The 15,795-nt window shown below is 72.1% G+C and carries 14 protein-coding genes; 11 read left to right on the top strand and 3 right to left on the bottom strand.

All coding sequences use genetic code 11. The features are described 5' to 3' along the window. Positions 1 to 205: 205 nt before the first annotated feature. The 9 genes from ccoN (at position 206) to RUR49_RS03485 (ending at position 9,444) form a co-directional block, all read left to right on the top strand. Positions 206 to 1,861, top strand: coding sequence for a cytochrome-c oxidase, cbb3-type subunit I (gene ccoN, locus RUR49_RS03445; RefSeq protein ID WP_409144890.1), 1,656 nt, complete (start codon positions 206 to 208; stop codon positions 1,859 to 1,861). A 12-nt stretch (positions 1,862 to 1,873) separates the two neighbouring features. Then, positions 1,874 to 2,605: a cytochrome-c oxidase, cbb3-type subunit II gene (gene ccoO, locus RUR49_RS03450; protein ID WP_409144891.1), complete on the top strand. Its 732-nt coding sequence runs from the start codon at positions 1,874 to 1,876 to the stop codon at positions 2,603 to 2,605. A gap of 12 nt (positions 2,606 to 2,617) precedes the next feature. Next, on the top strand, positions 2,618 to 2,773 hold the full coding sequence (locus tag RUR49_RS03455; protein ID WP_409144892.1) for a cbb3-type cytochrome c oxidase subunit 3: 156 nt from the start codon (positions 2,618 to 2,620) through the stop codon (positions 2,771 to 2,773). Between the two features lie 4 nt (positions 2,774 to 2,777). Further along, positions 2,778 to 3,656: a cytochrome-c oxidase, cbb3-type subunit III gene (gene ccoP, locus RUR49_RS03460; protein WP_409144893.1), complete on the top strand. Its 879-nt coding sequence runs from the start codon at positions 2,778 to 2,780 to the stop codon at positions 3,654 to 3,656. Positions 3,657 to 3,731: 75 nt separating this feature from the next. After that, a complete protein-coding gene (ccoG, locus tag RUR49_RS03465; protein WP_409144894.1) occupies positions 3,732 to 5,219 on the top strand; it encodes a cytochrome c oxidase accessory protein CcoG in 1,488 nt (495 codons plus the stop codon). 8 nt (positions 5,220 to 5,227) lie between these two features. Then, complete coding sequence (locus RUR49_RS03470; RefSeq protein WP_409144895.1) at positions 5,228 to 5,767, top strand: FixH family protein; 540 nt, start codon at positions 5,228 to 5,230, stop codon at positions 5,765 to 5,767. Then, complete coding sequence (locus tag RUR49_RS03475; RefSeq protein WP_409144896.1) at positions 5,764 to 8,046, top strand: copper-translocating P-type ATPase; 2,283 nt, start codon at positions 5,764 to 5,766, stop codon at positions 8,044 to 8,046. Before RUR49_RS03470 ends, RUR49_RS03475 begins: the two co-directional genes overlap by 4 nt. Before the next feature lie 28 nt (positions 8,047 to 8,074). Further along, positions 8,075 to 8,287 (top strand): cbb3-type cytochrome oxidase assembly protein CcoS, encoded by a 213-nt coding sequence (ccoS, locus tag RUR49_RS03480; protein ID WP_409144897.1) that lies wholly within the window; start codon positions 8,075 to 8,077, stop codon positions 8,285 to 8,287. Continuing rightward, positions 8,284 to 9,444, top strand: a complete 1,161-nt coding sequence (locus RUR49_RS03485) for a hypothetical protein (RefSeq protein ID WP_409144898.1) — start codon at positions 8,284 to 8,286, stop codon at positions 9,442 to 9,444. The genes ccoS and RUR49_RS03485 overlap by 4 nt, the downstream gene beginning before the upstream one ends. Before the next feature lie 36 nt (positions 9,445 to 9,480). On the opposite strand, the gene RUR49_RS03490 is transcribed toward RUR49_RS03485, so the two are convergent. The 3 genes from RUR49_RS03490 to RUR49_RS03500 form a co-directional block, all read right to left on the bottom strand. After that, entirely contained in the window at positions 9,481 to 9,864 is a 384-nt protein-coding gene (locus RUR49_RS03490; protein ID WP_409144899.1) for a response regulator, read from the bottom strand. 113 nt (positions 9,865 to 9,977) lie between these two features. Further along, positions 9,978 to 10,628: a response regulator FixJ gene (gene fixJ, locus RUR49_RS03495; protein ID WP_409144900.1), complete on the bottom strand. Its 651-nt coding sequence runs from the start codon at positions 10,626 to 10,628 to the stop codon at positions 9,978 to 9,980. Continuing rightward, positions 10,618 to 12,003, bottom strand: a complete 1,386-nt coding sequence (locus tag RUR49_RS03500) for a sensor histidine kinase (protein ID WP_409144901.1) — start codon at positions 12,001 to 12,003, stop codon at positions 10,618 to 10,620. Before RUR49_RS03500 ends, fixJ begins: the two co-directional genes overlap by 11 nt. Positions 12,004 to 12,356: 353 nt before the next feature. Between RUR49_RS03500 and RUR49_RS03505 the strand changes: the two genes are divergently transcribed. Beyond that, positions 12,357 to 13,040 carry a helix-turn-helix domain-containing protein gene (locus RUR49_RS03505; protein WP_409144902.1) on the top strand — a complete coding sequence of 228 codons (684 nt, stop codon included), beginning with the start codon at positions 12,357 to 12,359 and terminating at the stop codon, positions 13,038 to 13,040. Positions 13,041 to 13,165: 125 nt separating this feature from the next. Continuing rightward, the gene (locus tag RUR49_RS03510) at positions 13,166 to 15,784 is read left to right on the top strand and encodes a GNAT family N-acetyltransferase (RefSeq protein WP_409144948.1); all 2,619 of its coding nucleotides are present in this window, start codon (positions 13,166 to 13,168) and stop codon (positions 15,782 to 15,784) included. Positions 15,785 to 15,795 lie beyond the last annotated feature (11 nt).

Below are 15,795 nucleotides of genomic sequence, written 5' to 3' on the forward strand. Positions count from 1 at the left end.
CCGCATTGATGCGGATCAAACCCGTCGCCGCGACGAGGCCGGCCGCGCCGCACCACAGCTGCGTCGGCGCGTCGCGGTCTTCGCATGTGCAGCATGCGGCCGGCTTGACCTGGATCAATGAGAAGGAGGCGCGCCGGGCAGAGGGTGCACGCGAGGGTTCCGGCGCAGCAGCCGGAGCCGCCGTGACGCACGAGGATCACTTGCGATGGCGACTTCCAGCACCGGCCGCAGGGGACTGAGCATCGGCGAAGGCCTCACTATCGCGGCTCTCATCGGGCTCGCGATCCTGTCGCTGTTCGCCGCCGCCAAGGCCCATACCCCCGCCTATGCCTTCCACGCCTATCTGTTCATGGCGGCGAGCGCGTGGGGCATCTTCAAGCTGATCGACCGCTGGTTCTCGAAAGAGGGCGGCGTCGAGCCCCGCGAGATCGGCGGCAAGCCCAACTACAACTTCGGCCCGGTGAAGTTCGCCACGATCGCCGCGATGTTCTGGGGCATCGCCGGCTTCACCGTCGGCGTCTGGGCGGCGCTCGAGCTTGCTTATCCGGCGCTGAACTTCGGCCTCGAGTGGATCTCGTTCGGCCGCATCCGGCCGCTGCACACCTCGGCGGTGATCTTCGCCTTCGGCGGCAACGTCCTGATCGCGACGTCCTTCTATGTCGTGCAGCGCACCTCGCGGGCCCGCCTCGTCGGCGACATCGCCCCCTGGTTCGTCGTCCTCGGCTACAACTTCTTCATCGTCATCGCCGGCACCGGCTACCTCCTCGGCATCACCCAGTCGAAGGAATATGCCGAGCCCGAGTGGTACGCGGATCTCTTCCTCACCGTCGTGTGGGTGACCTATTTCCTCGTCTTCCTCGGCACGATCATGCGGCGCAAGGAGCCGCACATCTACGTCGCCAACTGGTTCTACCTCGCCTTCATCCTCACCATCGCCGTCCTGCATCTCGGCAACAACGCCGCCGTTCCGCTCTCGCTCTATTCGCCGAAGTCCTACATCGTCTGGTCCGGCGTCCAGGATGCGATGGTGCAGTGGTGGTACGGCCACAACGCCGTCGGCTTCTTCCTCACCGCCGGCTTCCTCGCCATCATGTACTACTTCATCCCGAAGCGGGCGGACCGGCCGGTCTATTCTTACCGGCTGTCGATCATACACTTCTGGGCGCTGATCTTCCTCTACATCTGGGCCGGTCCGCACCACCTGCACTACACGGCGCTGCCGGACTGGGCGCAGACCCTCGGCATGACCTTCTCGATCATGCTGTGGATGCCCTCGTGGGGCGGCATGATCAACGGCCTGATGACGCTCTCGGGCGCATGGGACAAGCTCCGCACCGACCCCGTGCTGCGCATGATGGTGGTCTCGGTCGCCTTCTACGGAATGTCGACCTTCGAGGGGCCGCTGATGTCGATCAAGTCGGTCAATGCGCTGTCGCACTATACCGACTGGACCATCGGCCACGTCCACTCCGGGGCGCTCGGCTGGGTCGGCTACATCTCCTTCGGCGCGATCTACTGCCTCGTGCCGTGGCTGTGGCACAAGCGGGAACTCTATTCCTTGAAGCTCGTCAACTGGCACTTCTGGATCTCGACCATCGGCATCGTCCTCTACATCTCGGCGATGTGGGTGTCCGGCATCCTCCAGGGCCTGATGTGGCGCGCCTATACCTCGCTCGGCTTCCTCGAATACTCCTTCATCGAGACCGTCGAGGCGATGCACCCCTTCTACGTCATCCGGGCGATCGGTGGCCTGCTCTTCCTGTCCGGCGCGATCGTGATGGCCTTCAACATCTGGAAGACCATCACCTCCGCCGCGCCGGAAGAGGCCGGCTCCGCCGCCGCCCCGCAGCCCGCCGAGTAAGGAACGAGAGCAATGTCCGTCTGGGTTCGTCACCAGGTTCTCGAGAAGAACTCGATCCTGCTCATCATTGGCGTGCTGATCGTCATCTCCATCGGCGGCCTCGTCGAGATCGTGCCGCTCTTCTATCTGAAGAGCACGATCGAGCGCGTCGCCGGGGTGCGGCCGTGGTCGCCGCTGGAGCTCGCCGGCCGCAACATCTACGTCCGGGAGGGCTGCTACAACTGTCACTCCCAGATGATCCGGCCGCTGCGCGACGAGGTCGAGCGCTACGGCCCGTACTCGCTCGCCGCCGAGAGCATGTACGACCGGCCGTTCCAGTGGGGCTCGAAGCGCACCGGCCCGGATCTCGCCCGCGTCGGTGGCAAGTATTCCGACGCGTGGCACCAGGAGCACCTGCACGCGCCGTCCTCGGTGGTGCCCGGCACCGTGATGCCGGCCTATCCCTGGCTCGCCGAGCGCCGCCTCGATGACCGCTACATCGCCGACGACCTGAAGGTGCAGGCGGCGCTGGGCGTGCCCTACACGCCGGAGATGATCGAGAACGCCCAGAAGGACCTGCGTGCGCAGGCGACGCAGGACGCCGACTCCGAGGCCCTCGCCGAGCGCTATCCGAAAATCCAGGTGCGCGATTTCGACGGCAATCGCGGCCGCATCACCGAGGCCGACGCGCTGATCGCCTACCTGCAGGCCCTCGGCACCTTCGTCGACTTCAAGCTCTACGACGACAAAGCCAACCTCCGCTGAGGCGACCCGGTCATGTCCGACACCTACCGCATGCTTGCCGAGTTCGCCCAGTCCTGGGGACTCGTCTACTTCGTCGTCGTCTTTCTCGCCGTCCTCGCCTACGCGCTCTGGCCTTCCCGCAAGGCCCAGTTCGACGAGGCGGCGCGCCTGCCCCTGAGCGAGGACTGATCCGATGGTCGACCACACCGGTCCCGAAGTCGACGCCGCAACCGGCGTCTCCACCACCGGCCACGAGTGGGACGGCATTCGCGAGCTCAACAATCCGCTGCCGCGCTGGTGGCTGTGGGTCTTCTACGCCACGATCGTCTGGTCGGTCGGCTACTGGGTCGTCTATCCGAGCTGGCCGCTGGTCTCGGGCTATGCCGGTGGCGTGCTCGGCTGGTCGTCGCGGGAGTCCGTCGACGTCGCGCTCGCTGCCCTGCAGACCCAGCGCGGCGCCACCCTGCAGCGGCTCGCCGACACGCCGGTCGAGCAGGCGAACGCCGACCCGGAGCTGCTCGCCTTCTCCCAGGCGCTCGGCCGCGCCGCCTTCGGCGACAACTGCGCGCCCTGCCACGGCGCCGGCGGCGGTGGTGCCCGCGGCTATCCCAACCTCGTCGACGACGAGTGGCTGTGGGGCGGCTCGCTCGAGCAGATCCAGCAGACGATCACCCATGGCGTCCGCAACGCCGACGCCGACAGCCGCCAGGGCGAGATGCCGGCCTTCGTGCGCGACGGCATGCTGCCGGCCGAGGAGGTCCCGGTGGTCATCGAGTACGTCCGCCAGATTGCCGGCCTCGACGTGCTGCCGGAGGCCGATCTCGCCAAGGGCAAGGAGATCTTCGAGGCGAACTGCGCCGCCTGCCACGGCGCCGAGGGTCACGGCAACCAGGAGCTCGGCGCGCCGAGCCTCGTCGATCCGATCTGGCTCTACGGCTACGACCGCAAGGACATGACCGAGACCATCCGCAACGGCCGCGGCGGCGTCATGCCGACGTGGGTCGATAGGCTCGACCCGACCACCATCAAGGCTTTGACGATTTACGTACACGCCCTCGGTGGTGGCGCCTGACGGCGCCGCCGCCGGTGGGCGGTCCGGCCGGGTGCGGGGGTGCCCGGCCGGACACCTCTTCTGGAGACTGGTTTCATGACCGCCATCGTCGTCGACCATCGCAAGGGCAAGGCTGGCCCCGGCCCGGCCGAGCCGCCCCCCGGCGACGACGCGCCCCTCTATGAGGCGCGGCGCAAGATCTATCCGCAGTCCGTCTCCGGCACCTATCGGCGGGTGCGCTGGATCGTCCTGCTCGTCACCCTCGGCATCTACTACCTCTTGCCGTTCGTGCGCTGGGACCGTGGCCCGAACGCCCCCGACCAGGCCGTGCTGATCGACCTGCCGGCCCGGCGCTTCTACTTCTTCTTCATCGAGATCTGGCCGCAGGAGATCTACTTCTTCACCGGCCTGTTGATCCTCGCGTCGATGGCGCTGTTCCTGATGAACGCGCTCGCCGGCCGGGTCTGGTGCGGCTACCTCTGCCCGCAGACGGTGTGGACCGACCTGTTCCTGGCGATCGAGCGGCTCTGCGAGGGGGACCGGCGCGAGCGGATGCTGCGCGATTCCCACCCGCTCACCGCCGGCGGCGTGGCCCGCAAGTCCGCCAAGCACACGCTCTGGCTCATCACCGCCTGGTGGACCGGCGGCGCCTGGGTGCTCTACTTCGCCGATGCGCCGACGCTGGTGGTGGAACTCGCCACCGGCGAGGCGCCGCTGATCGCCTATGCGGCGATCGCCACGCTCACCTTCACCACCTATTCCCTCGCCGGGCTGATGCGCGAGCAGGTCTGCCTCTACATGTGCCCGTGGCCGCGCATCCAGGCGGCGTTGACCGACGAGGACGCCCTCAACGTCACCTACCGCGTCGATCGCGGCGAGCCGCGCGGTTCGCTCAAGAAGGCCGCCGCCCTGCGTGCCGCCGGCCAGCCGGCGGGCGACTGCATCGATTGCGGCCAGTGCGTCGCGGTCTGCCCGACCGGCGTCGACATCCGCGACGGTGCCTCGCTCGGCTGCATCCAGTGCGGTCTCTGCATCGACGCCTGCGACACCGTCATGCGCCGTGTCGGCCAGCCCGAGCGGCTGATCGCCTACGACACCGATCTCAACATCCAGCGGCGCCTGCGCGGCGAGCCCGAGCAGTTCCGGCTCATCCGGCCGCGCACCATCCTCTACAGCGCCATCATCGTCCTCGTCGGCGCCATCATGGTCTACGCGCTCGCGGTACGCAGCCCGGTCGGCGTCGCCGTCCAGCACGACCGCAACCCGGTGGCGGTGATCCTGTCCGACGGCGAGGTCCGCAACGGCTACGCGCTGCGGCTCGTCAACAAGGCGGCGGTCGAGACCACCTTCCTCGTCAGCGTCGCCGGCCCCGCCGGCGCCCGTCTCGACATCGTCGGCGGAACGCTGGAGGAGGGGGGTGCCGTCAGCGTCACCGTCGGTCCCGACCAGACGCGCGAGCTGCGCGCCCTCGTCACCGCCGCGCCGCTGCCCGGCAAGGATACGTCGGCGCCGATCGTCTTCCGGGCCGTCGATGCCGTGACCGGCATCACCGCCGCCGTCGACGACACCTTCCGGATGCCGTGAGGACCATCATGCCCGTCGCCCTTCCCATTGCCGCGCCGCCTCCCGCCCCCCGCGAACGCCGGCTCACCGGCCGCGTCGTGCTTGCGAGCCTCGTCGGCTTCTTCCTCGTCGTCGCAGGCGCCAACGCCGTGATGATCACGGTGGCGCTGACCACCTTCGGCGGGGCGCGCACCGATTCCTCCTACCGCGCCGGCCAGCGCTACGCCGCCGAGCGGGCCGCCATGGAAGCCCAGGACGCCCTCGGCTGGACCGTCGATACGTCCCTGATGACGACGGTCTCGACTGCCGATGCCAGCGCGCCCGAGCGCGTGATCACGGTGACGGCAGTGGACGCCGACGGCCTGCCCCTCGCGGGACTGGTGGCAACGGTCCGGCTCGAGCATCCGGCCGATACGCGCCGCGACATCGTGCTCGACCTGGTCCCCGCGGGCGCCGGCGCCTTCAGTGGGACGGTCAACGCTGCCCACGGCCAGTGGGACCTCGTCGTCGAGCTCGCCCGCGACGGCGCGCCCTCCTTCCGCTCGACCCGTCGGATCTACGCCCCATGACCACGGCCGTCGCCACCGCTCCGTCGCCGCCTGGCGGCGCCGACCCGTCCGCCTTCGTGCGGCGGCGGGCGGACGGTGGCGCACGGCTGGAACTCGTGCTCGAGCACGCCGACTGTGCCGCCTGCGTCGTCGACGTCGAGGCGGTGGCGGCAGCGGTGCCGGGCGTCGCCTCGGCGCGCCTGAACGTCACCGACCGCCGCCTCGCCATCGACTGGCAGGGCGAGGCGGTCAATCCGGCGGAGCTCGTACGCTCCCTCGCCGAGGCCGGCTACGAGGTCCATCCCTTCGAGCCCGGGCGGCCGGAGGCAGCGGAAGCGCGCGAGATGCGCCGCCTCGTGCGCGCGCTCGCCGTCGCCGGCTTCGCGGCGATGAACGTCATGCTGCTGTCGGTGTCAGTCTGGGCCGGCAACGCCTCCGACATCTCGCCCGAGACGCGCGACCTTTTCCACTGGATCTCGGCCCTCATCGCGCTGCCCGCCGCGGCGGTGGCGGGCGAGCCCTTCTTCACGAGCGCGTTCGCGGCGCTGCGCCGCCGCACCACCAACATGGACGTGCCGATCTCGATCGGCGTCGTGCTCGCCCTCGGCGTCTCCGTCTACGAGACCGCCACCTCCGGCCTGCACGCCTATTTCGACAGCGCCTTGATGCTGTTGTTCTTCCTGCTCGCCGGCCGCGTGCTCGATCAGGCGATGCGCCGGCGCACCCGCGCGGCGGCCGCCAACCTCGCCGCGCTGCACGCCGAGACGGCCACCCGCCTCGACGCCGATGGCAGCCTCACCGCCGTGCCGGCGCGCCTGCTCGTGCCGGGCGACGCGGTGCTGGTGCGGCCGGGCGAGCGGGTCCCGGCCGACGGCCTCATCGAGGTCGGCCTCGGGGCGCTGGACGAGAGCGGCCTCACCGGCGAGACGGCACCGCGCCGGGTCGGGCGGGGCGACCGCGTCCACGCCGGTGCCCTCGCCCTCGATGCCGCGCTCACCGTGCGCGTGCGGGCGAGCGGCGCCGACACGCTGCTCGCCGAGATCGAGCGGCTGATGACGGCGGCGGGCGAGCGGCGCGGCGCCTATGTCCGCCTCGCCGACCGTGCCGCCCGCCTCTATGCGCCGGTGGTGCACGCCACCGCCCTCATCGCCTGCCTCGGCTGGCTGGCGCTCGGCGCCTCCCTGCATTTCGCCGTGCTGATCGCGGTGGCCGTCCTCATCATCACCTGCCCGTGCGCGCTGGCGCTCGCCGTGCCGGCCGTGCAGGTGGTCGCCGCCGGTGCCCTGTTCCGCCGCGGCGTGCTGCTCGCGAGCGGCGACGCGCTGGAGCGCCTCGCTGCCGTCGACACCGTCGTCTTCGACAAGACTGGTACGTTGACCGTCCCAGAGCCGCAGCGCCTCGCCGTCGTCGCCGACGGGCCGGACGACGGCCTCGTCGCCCTCGCGGCGCGCCTGGCGCTGTCGAGCCGCCACCCGCTCGCCGCCGCGTTGGCCGGCGCCGCCTCGGGCCTCTCGCCCATCGACGGTGTCACCGAGGAGACCGGCCGCGGCGTCCACGCGCTCGTCGACGGCGTCGACGTCCGCCTCGGCAGCCCCGCCTTCTGCGACGTGGAGGCTCTGGCTGCGACGGCTCGGGCCGCCCATCCGACCGCCTCGCTGATCGCGGTGCGCGCCGGTGGGCGCGCCGCCGTGTTCGCGGTGCCGCAGATGCTGCGCGCCGACGCCCGCAAGACGGTCGCCGACCTCGTCGCCGCAGGTTTCGACGTCCGGATCCTGTCGGGCGACCGGCCGGAAGCGGTGGCGCCGGTCGCCGCCACCCTCGGGCTTGCGGGCGACGTCGCCCAAGGCGGCCTGACGCCGGCCGACAAGGTGGCCGCGATCGCGGCCCTGCGCGCCGCCGGCCGCCGCGTCCTGATGGTCGGCGACGGCCTCAACGACGCGCCGGCGCTCGCCGCCGCCGACGTCTCGCTCGCCCCCGTCACGGCGGTGGACCTCACCCAGGGCATGGCGGATGCCGTCTACCTCGGCCGCGGCCTCGGCCCGGTGGCGGAGACGCTCGCGATCGCCCACCGCGCCCGCCGCCGCATGGTCGAAAACCTCGGCCTCGCCGTCGTCTACAATCTGATCGCCGTGCCGCTCGCCGTCGGCGGCTTCGTGACGCCGCTCGTCGCCGCGCTGGCGATGTCCGGTTCGTCACTGCTGGTGACAGTGAACGCGCTCCGCGACCGCGCCGCCGCGCCGCCGCGGGCCGCATCGCCGGCCCGCCCGGTTGCTCGGATCGCCGGGGAGGCGCTGCCGTGATCAGTCCCGTCATGCTCAAGGTGCTGCCGTGACCGTGCTCCTGGTACTCGTGCCGCTCGCGCTGCTGCTCGGCCTCGCCGGGCTGTTCGCCTTCCTGTGGTCGCTGCGCTCCGACCAGTATTCCGATCTCGACGGCGCTGCCGTGCGGATGCTGGCGGACGACGATCTCGCCGACGGTGAAACACCCGACGCCCGCCGCGCCGTCCCGGTCCGCGTGCCGTCCGAGGAGCGGAAACGGTGAGCATCGCCTCCGAACGGGGCGCCAGCCAACCCGGCGCCGCGGCCGAGCAGAGCCGCCCCGGGCGCCTCGCCTGCCTCTGCCCGCCGCTCGGGGCCTTCACGCGCACCGGTTCCGCCGGGGCGATCGCCCTCGTCGCGGGGGCCGGCTTCGCCTGCCTCGCGCAGGTGCTCGTCTACGGCACGCTGCCGCTCGCCGGCGCGATGTTGTCGCGCGATATCGTCGAGGCGTCGCTGCCGATGGCGGTCTGCCTCGCCGGGGCCGTCGTCGCCAGCCTGCCGGGCGCCTGGCTCCTCGATGCCTTCGGTCGCCGCGCCGCGCTCGCCACCGGTGCGAGCCTCGGCGCCGCTGGCGGCACGACAGTCGCCGTCGGGCTGCTCATCCTGTCGCTGCCGGTGGTCCTCGTCGGCGCTTTCTGGCTCGGCGTCGCCCAGGGCTTCGCCATGCTCTACCGCCACGCCGCGGCCTCCGGTGCCGGCGACCGCCGGCGCCAGGTCGCGGCCGTGCTCGGCGTCGGCGTCGCCGCCGGCCTCGGCGGCCCGGCGCTCGCGACCTTTGCCGAAAGCCTCGTCGAACCGTTCACCCTCGTCGGCGCCGCGCTGGCGGCGGCGCTCGCGAGCGTCGGCGCGCTCGCAGCCGCTTTGGCCGAGCCAGGCGCGCCCGCGGATAGCGTTCCGGCCGCCCCGGCCGCGTCGGCGGCGACCGCCCCCCTCTTCGGCGCCCGCTTCCTCGCCGCGACCGCGATCGGTGTCGTCGCGTGGGCGATGATGGCATCGGCGATGACGCACGCGCCCATGGCGCTGGTCGATTGCGGCGTCACCGCGGCCGCCACCTACGGCATCGTCGCCTGGCACGTCGTCGCCATGTACGGCCCGGCGGCGGCCATCGGCCTCCTCGGCCTGCGCCTCGCGCCGTCGACGGCGGCGGGTGCCGGCCTCGCGCTGCTCGCGGCGGCCTTTGCGGCGATGATGGTGCTCGAGCCGGCTGTCGGCCAGGCGTCCGGCCTGATCCTGGTCGGGGCGGGCTGGTCGCTCGCCACCCTCGGCGCGACGCTGATCCTGCACGCCGGAGCGCCGCCGCGCCGCCTGGCGCTGGCGCTCCACGACGGCGCGCTGTTGTCGGCGGCACTCGTCGCGGCGCTCCTGGGCGGGCTGATCTAGCTCAACGCGCACGCGGGGTCGGCCCGGGCGGCCGGCTCAGACGTCGTCGGCGAAGGCCTGCCGGATGCCGTCGCTCAGGGATGAGCCGAGGAGCGGCTTCTCGACGATCGGCACGCCCGCCGCACTCGCCCGGCGGATCACCGCGGCCGTCGGCGTGCTGGTGATCAGGATCGCCGGCATCTCGACCTGCCGGGCCCGCAGCCGGTCGATGACCGACAGCCCGTCGTCGCCGGGGATGTGGAAGTCGACGACGAGGCAGCCGACGTTCGGCAGCGCCATGTCCGACAGGATCGCCTCACCGTCGGCATAGGTGCGCACCCGGTAGCCCTCGACCTCGAGGGAGAACCTCAGGCTGCCCAGCACGTCCGGATCGTCGTCGACGACCAGGACGGTCAGGGCTGCCGCGTCTGTCTGGCTCACGTTCGTGATCATGCCTGGGACCGGTCGCAGCGAGCCGTGCAGGGTCGACGGTCGCAATCCTAGCTTCCGGGACGGCGCGCCGTCCCGCCTTGATCTCGATCAATCCGCGCGCGTCAGGCCGGAGGCTCGGCGGAGACGACGCCGGCCGCCAGGGCGAGGCGAACGAGGTGGGAGAGGCTGGTCGCCTGTGTCTTCGTCATCAGGTTCGCCCGGTAGACTTCGACCGTGCGGGGGCTGATGCCGAGCTGGCGGGCGATCGCCTTGTTCGAGCTGCCCGCCACCAGCCCGTCCAGCACCTCGCGCTCGCGCGGCGAAAGCCCCGTGAACCGCAGGCAGGCGGCGGTCCGCTCCCCGGCGGTGCGGTCACCGCTTCCGGCCTCCGCATCGCGCTGGACCTCGGCGAGCGCGGTGCGCACCGTCGTGATCAGCGCGTCGTCGCGGTAGGGCTTCTCGAGGAAATCGCGCGCTCCGGCCTTCATCGCCTCCACCGCGAGCGCGATGTCGCCATGACCGGTGATGACGACGATCGGCACCGTCGCTCCGCGCTCGCGCAGCGCCTGCAGGAGCTCGATGCCGCTCATGCCCGGCATGCGCACGTCGGTGATGATACAGCCGCGCAGCTCGCCGGTGTCCGCGTGGGCGAGGAAGGCGTCGGCCGAGGGGTGGCCAGTTGCGGCGATCCCCTCGGTCTCCAGCAGGAACAGCAGCGAGTCGCGCGCGGCATCGTCGTCGTCGATGACGTGGACCAAGCCCTCAGGACCCATCGTCGCGCATCTCCTGTGCCGCTTTGAGGGTGAATCCGAACCGTGTGCCGCCGCTTTCACCCGGCTCAGCCCAGATCGAGCCCCCGTGTGCCTCGACGATAGTACGCGAAATCGACAGGCCGATACCGAGGCCCTGCGTCTTCGTTGTCGCGAACGGCTGGAACAACCGCTGGGCGATCTCCGGAGCGAGGCCGGTGCCCGTGTCGCTCACCGTCACCGCCACCAGCCCGTCGTCGGCGGCGGCTGTCGCGATCGTCAGGTCGCGTCGCGGCGTCGCCTCCATCGCTTCGACCGCGTTGCGTACGAGGTTCAGCAGCACCTGCTGCACCTGCACCTTGTCGGCGATCACCCACTCGCAGGCGGGATCGAGGGCGAACCGGACCCGCACGCCGTGCTCCTTGGCGCCGACGAGGGCGAGCGCGCTCGCCTCCTCGATCAGCTTCGGCAGGTGCTCGATGCGCTGTTCGGTGTCGCCACGCTCGACGAAGCCGCGCAGCCGCCGGATGATCTCGCCGGCCCGCAGCGCCTGGTCGGCCGCCTTGTCGACGGCACCGCGCAGCCGCTCCGCCTGCGGGCTCTCGTCGCCCTCGAGCAGCCGCCGCGAGCCCTTCAGGTAGTTGGCGATGGCCGACAGCGGCTGGTTGAGCTCGTGCGCGAGCGTTGAGGCCATCTCTCCGAGCGCCGTCAGCCGCGAGACGTGGACGAGTTCGGCCTGCAGTTCCTGCAGGCGCGCCTCCGTCCGCTGGCGTTCGGTGAGGTCGCGCACGAAGCCGGTGAAGAATCGGCGGTTGCGCGAGCGCATCTCGCCCACCGCGAGTTCCATCGGGAAGGTCGTGCCGTCGCGTCGCGCCCCGACGACGACGCGCCCGATGCCGATGATGCGTCGCTCACCGGTGTCGAGGTAGTGGCCGATGTAACCGTCGTGAGCGGCGCGGTGCGGCTCCGGCATCAATATCGAGACGTTCTGGCCGATCGCGTCCTTCGCCTGGCGGTCGAACAGCCGCTCCGCCGCGACGGAGAACTCCTGCATGACGCCCTGCTCGTCGATGACGATCATGGCGTCCGGCACCGTCTCGAGGATCGACCGCAAGTGTGCCTCGCGATCCTGCAGGTCTGTGGTCCGCGCCTCGGCGTCGGCGCGCGAGCGCATCAGCCATTCGCCGCCGATGGCGAGGCCGCTGCCGATCGCCGCGAAGGCGATCGCCTCCAGGAGGTCCGGTGTCGCGGCGGGCATCGGCGACATCGCCAGCCCCGCGGCGAGGCTGAGCGCCGTCGCGAGCGCCCCTGGCCAGAGGCCGCCGTAGCCGGCGGCGAGCAGCACCGCCGGAACGAAGAACAGGAACGGCGACCGGCCTTCCAGCACCGGTTCCAGCACGAGGCGGAACGCCGCGGTGCCGGCGACGATGGCGACGGCGCCTCCGAGGGGAACGACGATCGCGCTGAGATCCGGGCGCGGCCGAAGCGCCCCGCCAACCGTGCGACGATCCCCCGGGCGCTCACGCTCGGGTCGTGGGGCCCATCCACCGGATGGAGCACTGCCGTGGGGGCCGTCCGCCTGCTTCACGGATGAACCAATAGCCTTCCGGTACGACGGGCGCCATGCGGCGCGGCGGCCGGGCCGCCTCCGGTAAAACCCTTAAGGGATTTCCCGTTCGGGGAGCCAACGGAATTTCGTCCGCGACGCACAGCCCGTACTCCGTGAACATCCGCTTCACGAGGAGACGAGCGATGCACGGACTGAGCGTCTCGACCCCGCACACCGACATCCGCCCGATGCTGCGGTCGGCCCCGTCGCAACCGCTGGTCCACCTCGCCGACGGCCTCGATCTGCCCGGCGTCGCCATGCCGTTCCTGCGCAACGAGGAAATCTACGGACAGGACGAGCCGGCCGACTTCGTCTACCGCGTCATCTCCGGCACGGTGCGGACCTGCCGCCAGCTCGCCGACGGGCGCCGCCAGGTCGAGGCGTTCCACCTGCCGGGCGACGTCTTCGGCCTCGAGTGCGGCGATGTCCACTACGCCTCCGCCGAGGCCGTGGTCGATTGCGAGGTCGCCCTCGTCCGCCGCTCGGCGGTGGAGAGTGCCGCCCAGCGGGACGGCACCGCCGCCCGCGCCCTCTGGCTGCTCGCCACCGGCGATCTCGAGCGCGTCCGTCGCCTGACGCTTACGCTCGCCCGCAAGGGTGCCACCGAGCGGGTGGCGAGCTTCCTGCTCGCCCTCTCGGCGCGCGGCGACGGCGACGTCGTCGATCTGTCGATGTCGCGCAACGACCTCGCCGACCATCTCGGCCTCACCATCGAGACGGTGTCGCGCACCTTCACCCAGCTCGAGCGCAGCCGGCTGATCGAGCTGCCGTCGCCGCGCCGGGTGGTCCTGCGCGACCGCCGCGCCCTCACGGCGCTGGACGGCTGATCGTCTTCGGACTGCCGCGCGGATCGGCTATCCTTCGCCTTGCGCGCGCCGATCGGGCGCGTGGCTGAGGTTTCGTCCTGAGCATCCGCAACTTCGACGCCCTGTTCGCCCCGAAGACGGTCGCGCTGATCGGCGCGAGCCACGAGCCGCGCACGGCCGGGCGGGTGCTCGCCGACAATCTCTATGCCGGTGGCTTCGCCGGCCCGATCCTCACCGTCAGCGGTGCCGGTCGCGCCATCCGCTCGACGCTCTCCTATCGATCCGTGGCCGAGCTGCCGGTGACGCCGGATCTCGCCGTCATCGCCATGCCGCCGGCAGCCGTGCCCGGCCTCGTCGCCGAACTCGGCGCGCGCGGCTGCCGGGCGGCGATCATCGTCGGCGACGGTCCCAGCAGCGGTGCCGAGGCGGCGGCGCTGCAGGCGGCGATGCTCACGGCCGCCCGCCCGCACCTCATGCGTCTCGTCGGGCCGAACAGCCTCGGCGTCGTCTCGCCCGCAGCGGGCCTCAATGCCAGCCTCGCGCCCGCGGCGCCGGCGGCCGGCGACATCGCCTTCCTCACCCAGTCCGGCACGGTGATGACGTCCGTGCTCGACCGCGCGGCGGCGCACGCGATCGGCTTCTCGCACGTCGTCTCGCTCGGCGGCATGGCCGACGTCGACTTCGGCGACATGCTGGACTTCCTCGCCGGCGACCGCCGCACCCGCGCCGTGCTGATGTATGTCGAGGCGATCACCGACGCGCGCAAGTTCATGTCGGCCGCGCGCGCCGCCGGTCGCCTGAAGCCCGTCGTCGTCGTCAAGGCCGGCCGCAGCAGCGGTGGCGCCCGTGCGGCGCGCTCCCACACCGGCACGCTCGCCGGCACCGATGCCGTCTACGAGGCGGCCTTCCGGCGTGCCGGCCTGCTGCGGGTCGGCGACCTGCGCGAACTCTTCGAGGCCGCCGCGACGCTCGCTGGCGGCCGGGCTGTGGCGGGCGACCGGCTCGTCGTCGTCACCAACGGCGGCGGCGTCGGCGTCCTCGCCACCGATGCACTGGAGGCCCAGGGCGGCCGCCTCGCCGAGCTCACGCCGGAAACTCTGGCTCGCTTCGCCGCTGGCGAACCGAGCGGCGGCGGAAATCCCGTCGACCTCGGTGCACGCGCCGACCGGGCCCGCTACGAGGCGGCGGTGGCGGCCGCGCTGTCGACCCCGGAGGCCGACGCGGTGCTGGTGCTGAACGCCCCCACCGCGCTCGCCGACGGGACCGAGGCGGCGGACGGCGTCGTCGCCGCCCTCGCCGCCGGGCCGCCCCGGCCGACGCTCGCCTGCTGGCTCGGCGAGGCGACGGCGCGTGCGGGGCGGGCGCGCCTTGAGGCGGCGCGGGTGCCGACCTATTCCACGCCCGACGCCGCCGTGCGGGCGTTCATGCACCTCGTCGCCCACCGCCGGAACCGCGCCCTCCTGATGCAGGTGCCCGAAGCCGCCGCGCGCGCCACCGCCGCCGCGATCGAGGCCGCGCGCACCACCGTCGAGGCGGCCATCGCGGCAGGGCGCTCCGTTCTCACCGACGCCGAGGCGATGGCGGTGCTCGCCGGCTTCGGCATCCCGACGGTGGCGACACGCATCGCCGCGGCCGATCCGCTGGCTGCTGCGGAAGAGGCCGCCCGGATCGGCTTCCCCGCCGTCCTGAAGATCCTGTCGCCCGACATCGCCCACAAGTCGGAGGTCGGCGGCGTCCGTCTCGCCCTGGGGGACGCGGCCGCCGTCGAGGCGGCGGCGCGCGAGATGCTCGCGACCGTCGCCGCCCGCGCGCCGGGCGCGCGCGTCGACGGCTTCGTGGTGCAGGCGATGGCGCACCGGCCGCGCGCCCACGAACTCGTCTGCGGCCTCAGCGAGGACGCGACGTTCGGGCCTGTGGTGCTGTTCGGCGCCGGCGGCACTGCCGTCGAGGTGCTCGACGACCACGCGATCGGCCTGCCGCCCCTCGACCTGATGCTGGCACGCGAAATGATCGGCCGCACCCGCGTCGCCCGCCTGCTCGCCGGCTACGGCGACCGCCCGCCGGCCGACCTTGAGGCGGTCGCCGCCGTGCTGGTGGCGCTGTCGGAGCTCGCCGTCGCCCTGCCCAACGTCGTCGAGCTCGACATCAACCCGCTCGTCGCCGACGCTGACGGCGTGCTGGCGCTCGACGCCCGGATCGTCGTCGCCCCCGTCGCCGCCGGCCGCCGGCTCGCCATCCGCCCCTATCCGCGCTCGCTCGAGCGGCGCGTCGGCATCGACGGGAACGAGAGCTTCGAGGTGCGGCCGATCCGGCCGGAGGACGCGCCGGCGCTCGCCGAGATGGTCCGCCTGTCGACGCCGGAGGACCTCAGGCTGCGCTTCTTCGCCCCAGTCATGGAGCTTTCGGCCGAGCGCGCCGCCCGTCTCACCCAGATCGACTACGACCGCGAGATGGCGCTGGTGGCGGTGGCGGCCGACGCCGCCATCGTCGGCGTCGTCCGGCTCATCGCCGATCCGGAGAACGACACGGCCGAATACGCCGTCATGGTGCGCTCGGACATGAAGGGGCGGGGCCTCGGCTCGGCGCTGATGGAGGCGATCCTCGACTATGCCCGCGCCCGCGGCACGGCCCGCGTCGTCGGCTCGGTGCTGCGCGAGAACACCTCGATGCTCAGGCTCTGCACCGATCTCGGTTTCACCATGCGGCCGGATCCCGACGATCCCGGCGTCGTCGCGGTCGAGCACACGCTGCAGCGGGGCGCCTGACGGCTGCCGCG

This window comes from Pseudoxanthobacter sp. M-2 (assembly GCF_046156265.1).
Taxonomy (GTDB): Bacteria; Pseudomonadota; Alphaproteobacteria; order Rhizobiales; family Segnochrobactraceae; genus CAMDHY01.

Coding starts and splice junctions, on each gene's coding strand:
- ccoN (WP_409144890.1), top strand. CDS start 206: ATGGCGACTTCCAGCACCGGCCGCAGGGGACTGAGCATCGGCGAAGGC.
- ccoO (WP_409144891.1), top strand. CDS start 1,874: ATGTCCGTCTGGGTTCGTCACCAGGTTCTCGAGAAGAACTCGATCCTG.
- RUR49_RS03455 (WP_409144892.1), top strand. CDS start 2,618: ATGTCCGACACCTACCGCATGCTTGCCGAGTTCGCCCAGTCCTGGGGA.
- ccoP (WP_409144893.1), top strand. CDS start 2,778: ATGGTCGACCACACCGGTCCCGAAGTCGACGCCGCAACCGGCGTCTCC.
- ccoG (WP_409144894.1), top strand. CDS start 3,732: ATGACCGCCATCGTCGTCGACCATCGCAAGGGCAAGGCTGGCCCCGGC.
- RUR49_RS03470 (WP_409144895.1), top strand. CDS start 5,228: ATGCCCGTCGCCCTTCCCATTGCCGCGCCGCCTCCCGCCCCCCGCGAA.
- RUR49_RS03475 (WP_409144896.1), top strand. CDS start 5,764: ATGACCACGGCCGTCGCCACCGCTCCGTCGCCGCCTGGCGGCGCCGAC.
- fixJ (WP_409144900.1), bottom strand. CDS start 10,628: ATGGGTCCTGAGGGCTTGGTCCACGTCATCGACGACGACGATGCCGCG.
- RUR49_RS03505 (WP_409144902.1), top strand. CDS start 12,357: ATGCACGGACTGAGCGTCTCGACCCCGCACACCGACATCCGCCCGATG.